Source organism: Ruegeria sp. YTSA226 (assembly GCF_059609905.1).
Genome location: NZ_JBXWMQ010000028.1, coordinates 1 through 14,895, shown reverse-complemented (window position 1 = coordinate 14,895; position 14,895 = coordinate 1). Strand labels below are relative to the sequence as shown.

13 protein-coding genes are annotated in these 14,895 nt (G+C 55.3%); 7 read left to right on the top strand and 6 right to left on the bottom strand.

Translation table 11 applies throughout. From position 1 onward, the window contains the following. On the top strand, nt 1-1,742 hold a 1,742-nt coding region (locus AC2FFF_RS19500; protein WP_496883075.1), incomplete at its 5' end, for a TniQ family protein. 841 nt (nt 1,743-2,583) lie between these two features. On the opposite strand, the gene AC2FFF_RS19495 is transcribed toward AC2FFF_RS19500, so the two are convergent. From AC2FFF_RS19495 to AC2FFF_RS19480, 4 genes are all read right to left on the bottom strand, one after another. Further along, complete coding sequence (locus AC2FFF_RS19495; RefSeq protein ID WP_281973648.1) at nt 2,584-2,871, bottom strand: hypothetical protein; 288 nt, start codon at nt 2,869-2,871, stop codon at nt 2,584-2,586. Between the two features lie 271 nt (nt 2,872-3,142). After that, nucleotides 3,143-5,086, bottom strand: a complete 1,944-nt coding sequence (locus tag AC2FFF_RS19490; protein ID WP_281973650.1) for a multiheme c-type cytochrome — start codon at nt 5,084-5,086, stop codon at nt 3,143-3,145. A 56-nt stretch (nt 5,087-5,142) separates the two neighbouring features. After that, entirely contained in the window at nt 5,143-6,120 is a 978-nt protein-coding gene (locus AC2FFF_RS19485; protein WP_281973651.1) for an HAD family hydrolase, read from the bottom strand. A 97-nt stretch (nt 6,121-6,217) separates the two neighbouring features. Next, on the bottom strand, nt 6,218-7,849 hold the full coding sequence (locus AC2FFF_RS19480) for an arylsulfatase (RefSeq protein WP_271952628.1): 1,632 nt from the start codon (nt 7,847-7,849) through the stop codon (nt 6,218-6,220). A 322-nt stretch (nt 7,850-8,171) separates the two neighbouring features. Here AC2FFF_RS19480 and AC2FFF_RS19475 point away from each other — a divergent pair, with 322 nt between their 5' ends. Beyond that, entirely contained in the window at nt 8,172-8,408 is a 237-nt protein-coding gene (locus AC2FFF_RS19475) for a hypothetical protein (protein ID WP_281973652.1), read from the top strand. 258 nt (nt 8,409-8,666) lie between these two features. Here AC2FFF_RS19475 and curA read toward each other — a convergent pair whose 3' ends face one another. Then, complete coding sequence (gene curA, locus AC2FFF_RS19470) at nt 8,667-9,698, bottom strand: NADPH-dependent curcumin/dihydrocurcumin reductase (RefSeq protein WP_281973653.1); 1,032 nt, start codon at nt 9,696-9,698, stop codon at nt 8,667-8,669. 657 nt (nt 9,699-10,355) lie between these two features. Continuing rightward, nucleotides 10,356-10,973: a helix-turn-helix domain-containing protein gene (locus tag AC2FFF_RS19465; protein WP_142638879.1), complete on the bottom strand. Its 618-nt coding sequence runs from the start codon at nt 10,971-10,973 to the stop codon at nt 10,356-10,358. Between the two features lie 101 nt (nt 10,974-11,074). On the opposite strand from AC2FFF_RS19465, the gene AC2FFF_RS19460 reads away from it, so the two are divergent. Genes AC2FFF_RS19460 through AC2FFF_RS19440 form a run of 5 tightly spaced genes read left to right on the top strand, consistent with a single transcriptional unit; the run spans nt 11,075 to nt 14,681 of the window. Then, on the top strand, nt 11,075-12,265 hold the full coding sequence (locus AC2FFF_RS19460) for an LLM class flavin-dependent oxidoreductase (RefSeq protein WP_281973654.1): 1,191 nt from the start codon (nt 11,075-11,077) through the stop codon (nt 12,263-12,265). Further along, complete coding sequence (locus AC2FFF_RS19455; protein WP_281973655.1) at nt 12,258-12,935, top strand: glutathione S-transferase family protein; 678 nt, start codon at nt 12,258-12,260, stop codon at nt 12,933-12,935. Before AC2FFF_RS19460 ends, AC2FFF_RS19455 begins: the two co-directional genes overlap by 8 nt. Further along, nucleotides 12,935-13,417 carry a flavin reductase family protein gene (locus AC2FFF_RS19450; RefSeq protein ID WP_281973656.1) on the top strand — a complete coding sequence of 161 codons (483 nt, stop codon included), beginning with the start codon at nt 12,935-12,937 and terminating at the stop codon, nt 13,415-13,417. Before AC2FFF_RS19455 ends, AC2FFF_RS19450 begins: the two co-directional genes overlap by 1 nt. Then, on the top strand, nt 13,414-14,310 hold the full coding sequence (locus tag AC2FFF_RS19445; protein ID WP_281973657.1) for an alpha/beta hydrolase: 897 nt from the start codon (nt 13,414-13,416) through the stop codon (nt 14,308-14,310). Before AC2FFF_RS19450 ends, AC2FFF_RS19445 begins: the two co-directional genes overlap by 4 nt. Then, entirely contained in the window at nt 14,307-14,681 is a 375-nt protein-coding gene (locus AC2FFF_RS19440) for a nuclear transport factor 2 family protein (protein ID WP_271952617.1), read from the top strand. Before AC2FFF_RS19445 ends, AC2FFF_RS19440 begins: the two co-directional genes overlap by 4 nt. The last annotated feature ends 214 nt before the right edge of the window (nt 14,682-14,895 follow it).

Genomic DNA, 14,895 nt, shown 5'->3' with positions numbered 1-14,895 from the left:
CTCAAACAGAAACCGAACCAGAGCCTCTGTTACGAAAACGCTTCACCTCTCCGAATATCTCTGACGACGGACAGCATCAGCTGACCGGCATTCCTGCGGAGCGACTTACGCAGGGCGGATACAAACAGCTTGCCTTTCGCTACTACAAACATCGAGATGAAGAGTTTCATTCAGAGTTCGTTGCGGGCAATCGGGTAAGTTATTGCCCGCAATGCATCTTGAACGACATCTCGGACTGCCCTCAGTCGTTGAGAATGCCGGTTGGGAAGATCAATTGGGCTTTTTCACCTGTGAGAACTTGTCCCGTTCATTCCGTTCCTTTGGTCCGAGAGCCTGGGAGAGGCCGAGGCAATCTCTTTCTGGATTTGGCTGCCCATATGCCAGACGAAGCGCGATTGGCAAAGCTGGCCGAAATTGGGAAACAGAGGCGCGTCTCTGAACTGCAATCTTACCTTGAAGCCAGGCTTGAAGGGCGCCCAGGGCCAGAGTGGCTGGACGGGCAGCTGATTGATCTAGCCTCACGTGCATCTGAAATGCTTGGTGCGTGTATCGTATTTGGTCCAAATGCAAATCTTCCAAATCTGTCGCAAGAGGATTGGGACTTGGCCGGGGCGGTTGGGTACGAGTTTACAAAACGTGGCCCTGAAGGCGTTAGAGAAGGGCTGGAAGCGGTGCAGTCGAAGACGCCATGCTCAAAAATTCAAGCCGGGCCGCAAGGTGTGTTCGGTGTTCTGTATAAGTGGATTCAGTTCAAAAAAAACCGAAAACCGATTGGGCCATTTCGGGAGGTTTTCCGTGAGCATATTCTGGAAACCATGCCAATTGGTGCGGGAACGATTCTGTTTGGAGAACTCGTTTTGCAGCGGCGGCGTCATTCTGTAGTGTCGCTGAGCCAGAAGTTTGGTGTGCATCCCAGAACTGTTCAAAATGCGCTGATGGTCGCCGATCTGCTGCCTGCGGACTATGACGCGAAACAGGATTTAGGAGCCATTGACGTTGCACGTTCTGAAGACCTTCTCAGGAGGATGCGGCGTTCGGTTCCGATTTCTGAGGTTCCAAAATATCTAGGCTGCAAACGGCCCCAAGTGGCGCAGCTCATCGAAGCTGGGATGCTTAAACCAATCGCGGGCTGTAGAGATGGCCGAAGGAGCATTGCTCAGGGAGTTGACGCCAACGACCTGGACAGTTTTGTGAACCGCTTGCGAAGTTTCGGGCAGTCCATTTCTGAACCCTCAGAGGGTGTGTTGGGAATTGCCAACGCGGCCGAAGCCTTGAAAGTGCCCGCTGTCAAGATTGTCGAACTGTTGCTCCATAGGCAACTAACTGGAGTTGAGCTTCTCGACGAAGAACTGCGTTACCAATCTGTACTTGTTGACGTGGCAGAAGTGGGTGAAAAACTCGGTTGCCGAACTGGTTCTCCCGGGAAATCGATTTCGGATGTCGCGCGAAAGCTTGGCCTTTCTGCCACCTCAGTCGACTTCCTTCTTCGAACTCCACCAGACGGAATGGAACCGGTTCTGACAATTTGCGGACAAACTAGACACATGGGGCAGATGCGTGATCTTGTTAGCCCTGCTAGCGTGGACCGTTTCAAGGTGGACTACCAAAAGATCACCGACGTTGCGACGAGAATGGCAACAACAGTTCCGGAAGCCCGAAGGAAGTTAAAATCTCGAGGGATCTTGCCAGTTTGGGAACCCAAAGCGGCGGGAGTGGAGCTCTACAGAACCTCAGAATTCTAGAAGAACAAAAAGCTGAAGTAGCAGCCGCCCTTTGGGGCGGCCTTTTTGTTGCCTAAATTTTTTTGTGGGCGACAATGAGTTGTCAAGATGGGCGAAGTGGCCGCGGCATAATCAAGGGTGATGATAAATATATATAAAAATCAATGCTTTAAATTTTGGGAGCTGCCGATTATGGGTTATTTATGCCCAACGGAACAGTTTGTTGTTGATACACCAAGCAATTGAGACCCAAATCAGCGATTTTTTCGCCCAAAGACAAGGTCTTTGTCGCCCAAGTATCAAAATCCCCTTGTTATCATAGGGGCGGGAAAGCGTTTGATTTTCTTAACAGATGCTTTCTCAGCCAGTATCAATAGTACGAAGGTATTAGCGTGCGTCCGGCAATAGGGCTGTTTCATTCTATGACGACATCACAGCATATCTTTCTCATACGATTTCTCTGATCTGCCCCTGTTAGGGCCGACCGTTGGCTGCTTCTCAATTCTACTCTTCTTCGCACGTTGTCGGTCGGTTTTTCTCACTGGATAGATGAGGGAACTGCTATGAAGACTATCAAACTCCTACTCGCCACTGATCCCAATTTTAAAAAAGATGCTCTTACGCATCGGTTCACTGAATATTTGAAGAAATAGCGCAAAACGCGGCTGGCCAGAGAATTCATCGGAGACGATGAACATTCGGTCGATCTCGGCGGAGATGATTTCGATAAAGTTGCTCGCGAACTATCGGATGGTGTCGCGCTAACTTGAGATGACAAGCGGCGCATCAAAAATCTAGTTCAGCGCATCCCAAAACACAGGGCTGAAGCCTCAGGTCTTGGGCATCTTTCGGAGAAAGAAATCTAACGACTGCGCCCACTAATGAATGAGGTTCGCTTGGTGGAGCCGAGAGACGAGCACTGGGTGGACGCGACAGTATCTTCTTTACATGAAGAAATGCCGTGGATGTCTGCCGACACCAATGAGGGCTGGCACGCGTTGCGGCGCATCTCTAGTATCAAAGATACAATCTCGTTGCCGAAGGACAGGTCCGTGTACATATAGTCGGTGAGAAAGCTCCATTTCCCGTTACTGGCGGCAAAGGCTCCCATAAAGGCAAAGTCCAGATTCTCAAGCGCGTCGCCAAACATGAGTGCGCCCTTGATCTGCCCTGAGGGTGTATCGATTGCGGTTTTGGTCTCGGGCGCGAACAGTTAGATCGTTGCCTCGTAGTTCCAGTCAGTATTCTGAGCAGACGCGGGCCCGGATGCCGGCAACTGCCGGCACGATTGCGGTCAAGATCGTTTTCATAGGCAGTGCCTTTTGAGCTAACGTTTCATTGTGTGCAGGGTGGCTTCAGGGATAGCAGAAGCTGAGCAGCTCAGCCGTCCGCTCTGAGGTTCCGGATTCTGGCAAGAGCAGTCACTCGCTATCTCCTTGCGGCGCAGGTTTTCCTTCCAGCTCTGCCTGTGCGGCCAGAAGTGCGGGATGTTCCGGATTGGCTGACAGAGCTTCTGCCACAACCGCGGCGGCAGCAACGCGTCCTTGGGTTGCCGCTGTGATCCTGGCCAGTATCATCCATGCATCCAGCCGTTGCGGATCCAGCCGCACCACCTCGCGGAACGCGGATGTGGCCATGCCCATGTTGCGCATGGTCAGTGCCACACCGCCCAGTTGGAGGTGGGTTTCAGGAAAATCGAGCCGGTTTGCCATGGCATCCTGCCATTCAGCCATGGCGGCTTGCAGCTCTCTGGCGGTTCCGTTCTGGAGGCGGTTCTCCGTATCACCCAGCATCGCGCGGGCAGCGGCCATGCGCACATTGCGGGCAGGGTCGGCAAATACAGCGGCCAGGCGCTTGCCCCTTTCCTGAAGCGGTGCAAGGCGCTGCAGAGAGGCCGCGGCAGCGCGGACAAGCGGATCCGGGTCCCGCAGCAGGTCCGTCAGCCTAGCGGCGAACAGCGGGTCGTTGGACTGCTCCAGAAGCCAGAGCGCAGTGGCCCGCACGATGCCCGGCTGGCTGGTATTCTGCGCAAGCGCTGTCAAGTCGCCGGCGGCCGCTGCCGCATCGGCACGCCCCCGCGCCAGCACCTCCCCGTAATGTCGGCCACGGTTTCTGTCGTCCGGATACCAAGCGGAAATCTGTGCAGCTGCCCAGGCTGCGTCCTGGCCGCGGTGGCAGGCGGTGCAGGCATCCGGTGCTCCCGTCACCGGCGAAAGATCCGGCCGGGGAATGCGGAAGGAGTGATCGGCGCGCCAGTCGTTGCCCATGTAGAGGCGTTCTGGCATGTGGCAGGACTGGCACTTCGCTCCGGCGCTGTTTTCCGGGTGGAAGTGATGTGCAGGGCTGTCGTAGTCCGCTGCTGTGAGTGTTGGGAAATCCGGATTGCCCGCCGCGCTGTGGCATTGGGTGCAAAGGCCGTTGCCTTCTGCCTTCAGCTCCAGACTGTGTGCGCCGTGGCAATTCAGGCAAGTCACGCCCCGAGCATGCATCTTAGATTGCAGAAAGGAGCCGTAGACATAGACCTCGTCCTGGATCTGCCCGTCCGCGTGGTAAAGTCCTGGGCGCAAAAGTGCGAGCGTGTAGGCATCATGAAAACGCGTGCCTGGCACCGGGTTGCCGTCCAAGTTGGCTTCGCGTCTGGAATGGCACGTCGCGCATTGTTCGACTGCCTGCCGAGGATCGGCGAAATCCACAGGAAATCCATGGTTTGCGGGCGGCGGTGTCCTTGTCGTTTCCCATGTATCAGCCCAATCAACGTGGTCCTTTCCCGGTCCGTGGCAAGCCTCGCAGCCAACGCCTATTTCGACCTGGGTTGATGCATAGCTTAAACGGCGTGCGTCGTAGTTTTTGCGGAACCCGGTGGCGTGGCACTCCGCACAGCGCGCATTCCAGGTCTTGTAGGGACCCGTCCAATGCAGACCATCCAACGGAGGCAGGGTCTGGTCCGGATAAAGGTGGAACCACTTCCCCTCTTCGGTGTCCCAGGCCACGTCAAAACTCTGCAGTTGCCCCGGTTCGGTCTCGAGAAGATATTGCTGCAGCGGTTCGATCCCCGCAACCGAATGCACTTGGTATTCCGCCTGCGATCCATCCTTTTCGATCACCTCGACGTAGTATTCGCCCTCCGCTCCTGTCTGAAACCGGGCAGTCATACCGTCATGGTGAAAGGCCGTTCCGCCGAAGTCACCTGCGACCGTCTCCCGCGACGGCGTTGTCCAGGCCTGAGCGTGATGCGATCCTGCCCAGCCTGTGGCGCTGTCCTTATGGCAACCGGTGCAACGATCCGACCCCAAGTAGCCGTCAAGGCTCTGGGCCATCGCTGGCAGACCCAGCAGCAAGAGAAGGATCAAGACTACAATCTGCATTTTCAGAGGACTATCCGATTTTCTGGGTCGTTCATGCACAGGGATGGTGCAGGGCTTCATTCGCGGCTCGGCCAGATCCGCTCCCAATCACGGGCCATGTCGATTACCAGCCAACCGCGGCTGGCTGCTTCATCAAGTCCGCGTGCAAGCTGCCCGATATGGCTTTCACGGCCGTAAGCGTATTCGCGTTCGCTGTCAGTATGGTGCAGCAGGATGCCCAGCCGCGCACCATCGCCCGCAGTAGTCCACTCAAGCATCTGGAAATCTCCATCGGAATTTCCCACTGCGATCACCGGACGGCGCCCGATGCGGGCCTCGATAGCAACGGGCTTACCTGCCTTGTCGTCGATGAAGAATAAACCGGGGTCCTTCATCACCCGCGGCGGTCCGTCCCCGGCGGAATAACTGCCATTTCCGATGGACCCGATGACCTGCTCGGGCGGAATGTTATATGCGCTTTCAGAGAACACCCGGATGAAATGCAGGCCGCCGCCTGAGGCGATGTAAGTACGGAAGCCTTCATCGCGCAGATAGGTCAAGAGCTCTAGCATGGGTTGATAAACCATTTGGTCATAGGCCAGGCCTGTGCCGGAATGCCTGGCCGTGTCCAGCCAGCTGCGCACGGCGGCTTGGAACTCGTCCACCGTCAGGCCGGAGTGGGTGGTGGAGACGATTTCCAACAGTCCCTCAGTGCCCGAGGCGGCCACTGTCTCCATGTCGCCTTCGACTGCGGCCCGCAGCACGTCAGACGTGAGCACCCCGGGATCAGCAGCGGCCATTTCTTTCAATCGGTCGATGGCAAATAGCAGTTGAAAGTAGACCGGCTGTTCTGCCCAGAGCGTGCCGTCATTGTCGAAGGTCGCAATACGCGCGGCCGGGGTGACATAATCAGGTGAATCCGGGTCTGTTATGCCTTCGACAAACGCAATGATCCGATCCTTGGTGGCCGTATCCGTCCAAGACGGCAAAGGGTCAGCGAGCGGAGCTGATGCAAACAGAATTGTCAAAGGAATTGAAATTAGCAGAGCACGCATAGGGACAACCTCCGCAAATGCAGGGAAAGGGATGCCGAGGCAACCGGAAAATTAGGCGCCCCGACGGAATACTCCGTCGGGACGAAGTGGGATGAGTCTACTGCGAGCCGCCCGGCTGCGACAGCTTCTCCATTACCTTGTCGAGGCTGAACGAAGCCGCCTCCTGCCGCGGTGGGTATTCTTCGAAGGTTGCCAGGAACTGCCCAACATAAGCCTGGGCCGGCACCAGCATGAAGGCATGGTCGAGCAGCCAGTCGTAATAGGTGTTCGACGTCCGGTAACCACGTTCATAAGGGTCGCGGCGCAGATTGAAGATCAGCGGCACGCGCAGCGGCGTCAGCGGCTCCATCCAGGCCCGGAGAGTTCCCCAGGCCTTCTGCTCGAGGAAGGTGATCTTCCAGTTGTTGAGCCGGATCGCCGCGAGGTCGCCGTCATCAGTGAAGTAGAAGATCTCATTACGCGGGCTCTTGTCCGTGTCACCCTTAAGCATTGGCAAAAGGTTGTAGCCGTCGAGATGGACGCGATACTCGCGGCCTGCCATTTCCGGAACGGTGATGCCTTCGAGCAAATCTTCCTTGATGGTTTCATTGCCTGCAGCGGCCAGGAATGTTGGCAGCCAATCCATGTGATGCACGATCTCGTTCGAGATCGTTCCGGGCGCGATATTACTGGGCCAGCGGACCATAGCAGGCACCCGCCAAGCGCCTTCCCACTGGGTGTTCTTCTCGCCCCAGAACGGGGTCATTCCGGCATCCGGCCATGTGTTCATATGGACGCCGTTATCAGTGGAATAGAACACGATGGTATTATCGGCGATGCCGAGCTCGTCAAGCTTTTCGAGGAACTTGCCGATATCCATGTCGTGTTCGATCATGCCGGCAGTGTATTCGTCAGCTTTTTCGCCATTGTATAGCTCATCCGCGAGCGCGCGGTTCTCTTCGCTGACGTGGGTACGGAAATGCATCCGTGTGCCGCTCCACCACAGGAACCACGGGGTGCCGGCGTTGGTCTGTTCTTCCATCCAGGCAATTGCAGCATCTGATGTCTCGTCGTCCACAATCTCCATCCGCTTCCGGGTCAGTGCCCCGGTATCCTCGATATTCTGGGTGATTTCATTTTCGCCGTAGGTCGCGGTCACGTTCAAAACACCACGCGGACCGAACCGTTCAAGGAACGTCGTGCCGTCTGCCAACACCATATCCTTCGGGTAGTCCTCGTTTTCCGGCTCTTCTTCGGCGTTCAGATGGTAGAGATTTCCGAAAAACACATCGAAACCGTGGTTCGTCGGAAGGTGTTCATCCCGGTCTCCCAGATGGTTCTTGCCGAATTGACCGGTGGCATAGCCTTCGGCTTTGAGGAGGCCGGCAATGGTGGGATCTTCGATCTGCATACCTTCCTTGGCACCGGGCAGGCCGACCTTGGAAAGGCCGGTGCGGAAGACCGACTGGCCCATGATAAAGGATGACCGGCCAGCCGTGCAGGATTGTTCACCGTAGTAGTCGGTGAAGATCATACCTTCTCTGGCAACCCGGTCGATATTCGGCGTTTGATAACCCATCAACCCCATTGTGTATGCGGAGATATTGGACTGGCCGATGTCGTCGCCCCAAATGACGAGAACGTTCGGCTTGCCGCCCGCGCTGCCTTCCTGGGCAAGCGCCGGCGCAATCCCAATGCTTAAAATCAGGAACCCGGCCGCGACGGCCCTGTTCAAATACGAAACTGGCATAATCGGTCACTCCCTCACATTCGCTAACAGTGAAACTTGAGTTGGTAGCAGACAAGCACCAAGCGAGAGGCTTTGTCCGCCCGTAGAACATTTCGAGTGGGATCAACTATCCATAAGTTGAATGTATGGCGCAACACTTTCTTTTTTTTGGGCAATCTTTCGGTTGTCGGCCATTGTGTCTAGGCCGTTGCGGACCGGCACGTCATCAGGAACTGCCTTGGCCTGCAAGCGGAGTCCTTGGCGCACAAGCCGGAGGCCCACGCGCACAGCAGGCTTTCCGGTCATCTTTGCCGATAAAAGTCAGGACACAGACCCGGCCTTTGTGGATGCGCTCCGCGAAGTGGCGCAGGCGGTTTCACTAGGCTTCTGTCTCGGCTTCTTCGGCGATCCGGAGCAGAAAATTTACATGCAAGGTGCCGGACAAATTCCGCCTGAAGAGGGATGGGAGATGTCTGACGTCAGCGCCAACCTGACGTTGACGTATTACAATATCATCGAATGCAGCGTTTGCTTCGATGGCCGCTATGAGCCGATTGTGTTGAAAAACTCGAGTATCTGACGGCTGCATTTGCGTCGCCGCTGGCGACATACACGCCTCCCAGAGCAATGTGCCCCCACGCAAAATCCCGGTCGAGCGTCATCCGAATGCCGTGACGGGGGACTAGACTTCTGAAAGTGGCGCATCCTTCCAGTCGCCCGAATGGCAGATTTCGGGATCAGCCGAGAAGATCGAACCTTTGGCTCAACTGCAGCTTTGGGCGGCACTTTGACGATGGAACCATCCAAAGAACGATGCAATGTCTGGCTGCGTGTCCGGCTAACCAACTTTTACGACCATCTTTCCAAAGTTTCCGCCGGCCAGCAGTTGATTGAATGCTTCCGGAGCATTTTCCAGCCCCTCAACCACATGTTCCTTGTAGCTTATTGAACCGTTTTTGAGCCAAGCCGTCATATCGCGGACAAACTCCTGATACACGTCGGCACCAAAGTTGTCGAAGATTATGAAACCCTGCATTCTGACTTTCATCCGCAGGATCGTGCCCATGATCGCAGGGCCCATATCCGGGCCGTCCGGTAGGCCGGGCAGGTTGTACCAGGATACAATCCCGCAGACGGGCACCCGTGCAAACGGGTTCAAGAGCGGCAATACGGCATAGAGAACTTTGCCGCCAACGTTTTCGAAATACACGTCAATTCCACTTGGACAAGCCTCGCGCAGTTGCGCTGCCAGATCATCAGATCGATGGTCCAAACATGCGTCAAATCCAAGGTTTTCGACTACATGAGCACATTTTTCAGAACCGCCTGCGATGCCCACTACGCGACATCCTTTTAGCTTTGCGATCTGACCGACTGTTGCGCCTACCGGGCCGGCTGCGGCAGCCACAACAACTGTTTCACCGGCTTTTGGCTCCCCGATTTTCAGAAGCCCGGCATAAGCCGTGTAGCCTGGCATTCCGAGAATTCCGAGCGACCAAGACGGGTTGTCCGGGGATTTCCCCAACTTAACGACCTGCGTTCCGTCTGAGACAGCAAAATCCTGCCACCCGCTTGTATTGAGCACATACTCACCGACTTCGTATCCTTCGATGTTGGATTTGACCACCTGCCCGACGACCTGCGCCGTCATAACACCGCCAATCGGAACGGGTTCGGCATAGGATTTTGCGTCATTCATTCGGCCGCGCATGTAAGGATCCAACGACAGATACACCGTACGTACCAGCATTTCGTCTGGTCCAGGTTCAGGAACGCTCGTGGTTTCCAGGCGCAGTGTATTCTCGTCCGGTTGTCCGGTTGGGCGATTGGCGAGAACAATACGACGATTGGTGGCGGATGCTTGGGGCATTGTGACCTCTCATAAGACGGCTTTCTTGCAACAGAGACCAAATTCCGCTGCAGAGCAACACGACAGCACCAACGAGTTAGAAAAACCTATAGACTTGGCCCAATCACGCACGATCTGCGCATTGAAATGCCCAAACGCTCATGGAAACGCCCTGCTAAAAAGTAATCTAACCCGACCCTAGTTTTGTCTTCCATTCACCTCTCGACTGAGTTCTGGTTCCTTCAAGAATCTCGAAGTGGAGGGGTCTCTGAGTCTTGCTTTGCAGGTCTGAAGCTTGCTCATGGATCTGACCAGAAGCCATGACATCATAGACTTCAATCGTGACCAAGCCACAGCCGCACAATTTACTGTCGATGGCCATATCGAAGAGAGCGAGATCGCGATGGTTAGCTGCGAGCGCACGCAGTGTCTCAAATGCAGTGCGAGAGGAGAATCTGGTGTTGCTGTTCAGCGGAAGGGGTAACCATTCATGCAGACGGTAGCGGCGATTAGTGGTCGAATTTACAGATCGCAGGACAAAGCCAACTGTTGTCTCTATTGACCAAATGACTGGTTTTGGCCCAAGCAGCTAGGTCAGACCTGTGGGCTTTTCCGAATGCCATTATCCGTTGCTTTGTATCAAAAGCAATTCTCGCAATAGCGATGGCTGGCCAATAATCACCAAGTAATCCGTATTGGCGACATCGCCCAGACCATTGTGGCCTCTTTGTCAGTCCGGTTGCGGAACCGATGCGCGATCATTGAAGGGTAGGAAAAGCTGTCGCCTTTGCGAAGAACTATGATTTCTTCACCAAGGCGCAGCTCCACTTCGCCACTCAAGACGATCGCATGTTGCTCGCCCTCGAAGGAATAGCCTTCCTGGGGTTCGGGCGGTGTACCGGCCCCTGGGCGAAACCGGGACAGGATCAGATAGCATTGTCCGGATAGTGTGCTGGATAGCAGTTCGTCTTCGAATCCCAACTCCTGGGTTGTACGCGTGTACATGTTGGAAAGCGCCCTGCGATTTTCTTTGCGTACGACATGTTTGCGCTCCAATGGTCCGGCACCCGATTGCTTGGGAAAGAACCAGTTGGGATCGACCGAGAGCGCTTCACTGATCTCTCGCAGAAGCTCCGCCGATGCTTTTGCTGATCCCAGCTCGATCCGGCTCAGATACGCCGTCGAGCAGGATACCGTTTCCGAAAGGTCTTGTAACGTCAGGCCACGCGCCTTGCGCACTTCGCGGATTTCGCTGCCAAGCCGTTGAGTGTCAGTATCAGTAACGTTGCTATTCATGCATTCGGGATAAGAGATTTTTGTTGATTTTTCGAGTAAAATTCAACTTAGTTGAAAATTGGGTAATAATTCAACTTACCACATCTGTCCGGGAGATCGCTATGCGCTTTGATTTGATTGCCAATTTCAGTCCTGGTGAGACGATTCCCTGGACCCGGACATTGGAGATGATCCTCGAACAATGTTCGCTGGCAGAGCAGGCTGGATTCACGACCGCCTGGTTCACAGAACATCACTTTGCCCATAACGGCTATATGAACGCGCCGCCCAACCCGATCCAGATGGGTACGCATGTGGCTGCTCATTGCACAAAACTGCGGGTTGGAACGGCGCCCATCATCTTGCCGGACTGGCACCCATTGCGCGTGGCCGAAGACGCGGCGATGCTGGATAACATGTCGCTGGGCCGGTTCGATTTTGGTGTCGCCAAGGGTATCAATGAGCGCTCGACTATCCAGTTCAATTCGGACGCGGATCGGCGCGACAACGGCAAGGTGATGCGCCTCTATCAAGAGAGCCTGGATATTATTCTGAAGGCGTGGACCAACGACGCCTTCACCCATCAAGGTGAGTTCTATGAGTTCCCAGTTCCAGGCTGGAAAGAAACCAACCGTTTTTTTGAACCGCTGGACCCGCGCTATCACGACGAGAATGGCGAGTACAAAGCGATATACGTGCATCCACGCCCGTATTCTGATCCGCACCCACCGGTCTGGCTCATGTCGAATGCGCCTCCTACATTCAAGCTTGCTGGTGAAAAAGGGTGGGGTGTGATCTCGATGGCCGCTGGACCCAAGGCGACACTGGCCTGCTGGGAACCCTACCGCGAGGCGCTTTCCAAACGTGAAGGGCGCAATGTGAAACCAGGGGAAGGCGTTGGCGTCTGCACGGCCTTCTATGTTGGTGCAAGCATGGAGGAGGCTGTGACCACTATTCGTGGCCCGATCAATGCCTATTACGAATTCCTCGGCGGGTCGCGCCCCAAGGGCGAGTGGACAAAACATGGCTATCTTGATGTCGGCGAAGAGATGACTTCTGAGGACGAAGAGATGGATTGGTTCGATTTCCTCAATAAACGCGGGATCATTGTGGTTGGTGACGCCGAATATGTAGCGGATCGTTTTGCCGAGCGGCAGGAAACCATCGGCCTCGACCACCTCATGTTGATGCAGCAATACACTGGCGTTCCCTATGAGAAAATCCTGTCCAGTTGGCATCGACTGTTTGAGCATGTCGTTCCAAAATTCGGGACACAATCCATCGCGCAGAAAAGGATGTTGGAACATGCTTGAAATTTGGGGGCGGCCCTATTCATCAAACGTTATTCCGGTGATTTGGACAGCCAATGAGTTGGGATTGGACTATACGCTGCAACTGGCCGGGGGCAGCTTTGGCAAGCTCGACACTGATATGTACGCGCAGATCAATCCCAACAAAATGATCCCGGCGATCCGCGATGGGGATTTCGCGCTTTGGGAAAGCCTCGCCATTGTGCGGTATCTCTGCGACCGGTACGGCGCGGGAACGTTTAGCCCCTCTGACCTACAGACCCGCGCCATCGCGGATCAATGGATGGAGTGGTCCGCCAGCCGTGCCTTCGGGCCGGTGATTTACCTGTTTTTTGCAACTGTGCGCACCCAATCCGGCCAACGGGACCCGGAACAGATCGCCAAACTTCGCGATGAGGCGCATGAAGCACTGACCATTCTGGATCAGCACCTTGCGGATAAGGCCTATGTCTGTGGCGACAGCTTTACCATGGCGGATATTCCGCTGGGTTGCGTGGCGTATCGCTATTTCAATGTCGAGGTCGACCGCCCACCGTTGCCCAATGTCGAAGCGTGGTACGAACGATTGGCGGAACGCCCCGCATACCGGGGTCACGTCATGCGTCATTTCGGCACAAACCCGGATGAGTGGGCCGCCCTTGAAAAGGCCTGTGTCAGTGAAGGAGTTCTGTGATGGACTTGCGTGACTTTCGCCGTGCGCTTGGCGCTTTTCCGACAGGGGTCACAATCGTGGCCACTTATGACCCCGAGGGCATGCCATGGGGCCTGACCGCCAACTCCTTCACCTCGGTCTCACTCGAACCGCCTGTGATCTCTGTCTGTGTCGCAAAATCGGGTCGCGTGTTCCCGACGCTGTCCAGGTCTGATCATTTCGCGGTCAACATCCTGTCCGCGGATCAGAAAGCTCTGGCGTTGCATTTTGCCAGCAATGTGGAAAACCGGTTTGCCGATACGGAATGGACTCCTGGGGCCAAGACGCCTTTGGTCCCCGGTGCATCTGCGCATCTGGAATGCACCGTGCACAACCGGGTTGATGCAGGTGATCATGAAATCCTCTTGGGACGTGTCGTGAACTATGCCCATGCACCCGTTCCTCCGCTGGTCTTTTGTCGCGGCGCGTTCTTTTCCGCGCCCCAATCGGAGGCAGTATCATGAGTGATCACCTGACTTTCCACACCCGGTTCAGCCCTGACGAATTCGACGCGCAGTACAATTTGCGGGCTGGGCGGCCGGACTATGAAGTGACCGTCATTCCCGGGTGGAGCCGCGACAGCGCCCACGCGCGTGCAACATCCGATTGCAGCCTGGATATCCGCTATGGAGAAGGTGAAAAACAAAAGCTGGATGTCTTCCGCTGCGCGGACACCGCCGCACCGACATTGGTCTATTTCCACGGCGGCTATTGGCAGCGTGGCGACAAATCGATCTACAGCTTCATTGCGCCGCCGTTTGTTGAGGCGGGGTTCAATGTTGTTGTCATCGGATACGATCTTTGCCCGTCTGTGACCATCACGAGAATTTCAGAAGAAGCGCGTGAGGCCATGTCCTTTGTCTGGCGCAATGCGGGCGCATTGGGCATCAATCCAGACCGTCTCTGCGTTATGGGCCATTCCGCTGGCGGCCATATTACCCAGATGATGATGGCGACCGATTGGCCGGCATTTGACGATGACTTGCCCGCAGACCTGATTAAATCTGGCATTCCGGTCTCACCGCTCAGCTATCTTGAGCCGGTCCGCCTGACCGAGGCTTTGAATGCGGGCATCCAAATGGATCCGGCAGAAGCCCAGGCCGAAAGCCCGATGACCAAGCACCCACCGGGTACCAATGCCCCTCAGCTGGTCGTCGTCGGCGGCGCAGAAACCGACGAGTTCCACAGGCAGGCACAAATGTATGTCGAAAAATACGAAACAGCAGACCGCAAGATGGGTCTCTATTTCGTGCCCGATGTGGATCACTTTGACGAACTGAATGTGCTGGTCGACCCGGCGAGCCCCTTCTTCAAACACACTTGCGATATGCTTCAAGGAAAAGGACCGAAATCATGACCGCTTTGACCCGAGACCTAGTCGACTCTGTCGGTGACGCGTTTAACGCCAATGACATCGATGCCGTAATGAGACACTTCGCAACCGACGCTACATTTGATCACGCTGTTGGCCCCGAAGAACATGGCGTGCGTCTGGAAGGAGCCGAAACCATTCGTGGTGCTTTTGCAGCCCTGTTCGAAAAGGTCGCGAACGTGCATTGGGAAACGCTCGACTGCGCTATTTCCGGCAACAAGGCTTATTGCGAATATCGCCGTACAGCCGTGCACAAGGATGGTTCAAAAGAAGAGTTTCTAAGCGTTGACATCCTGACCTACCGAGACGGGCTGATTGTCCATAAAGACACGTATTACAAGCAACGTACAAGCTGACCCGGCAGCCTTTGATGCAGCCAAGCACGCAGCAGTTTTGTAAGAGGGAACCTATCTCGCTTTGACAAACCGCTGCGTCGGCAATCAAGTTCCGTTTCGCGCAATCCGTTATTGGGTAATGAAAAGATGCGAAAACATCTAGGGTCAGGACCCATTGATTTCCGTTTTGCGGCGTGATTCACGGTTCAAAAACGAGCGGTGAACATGTCTGATC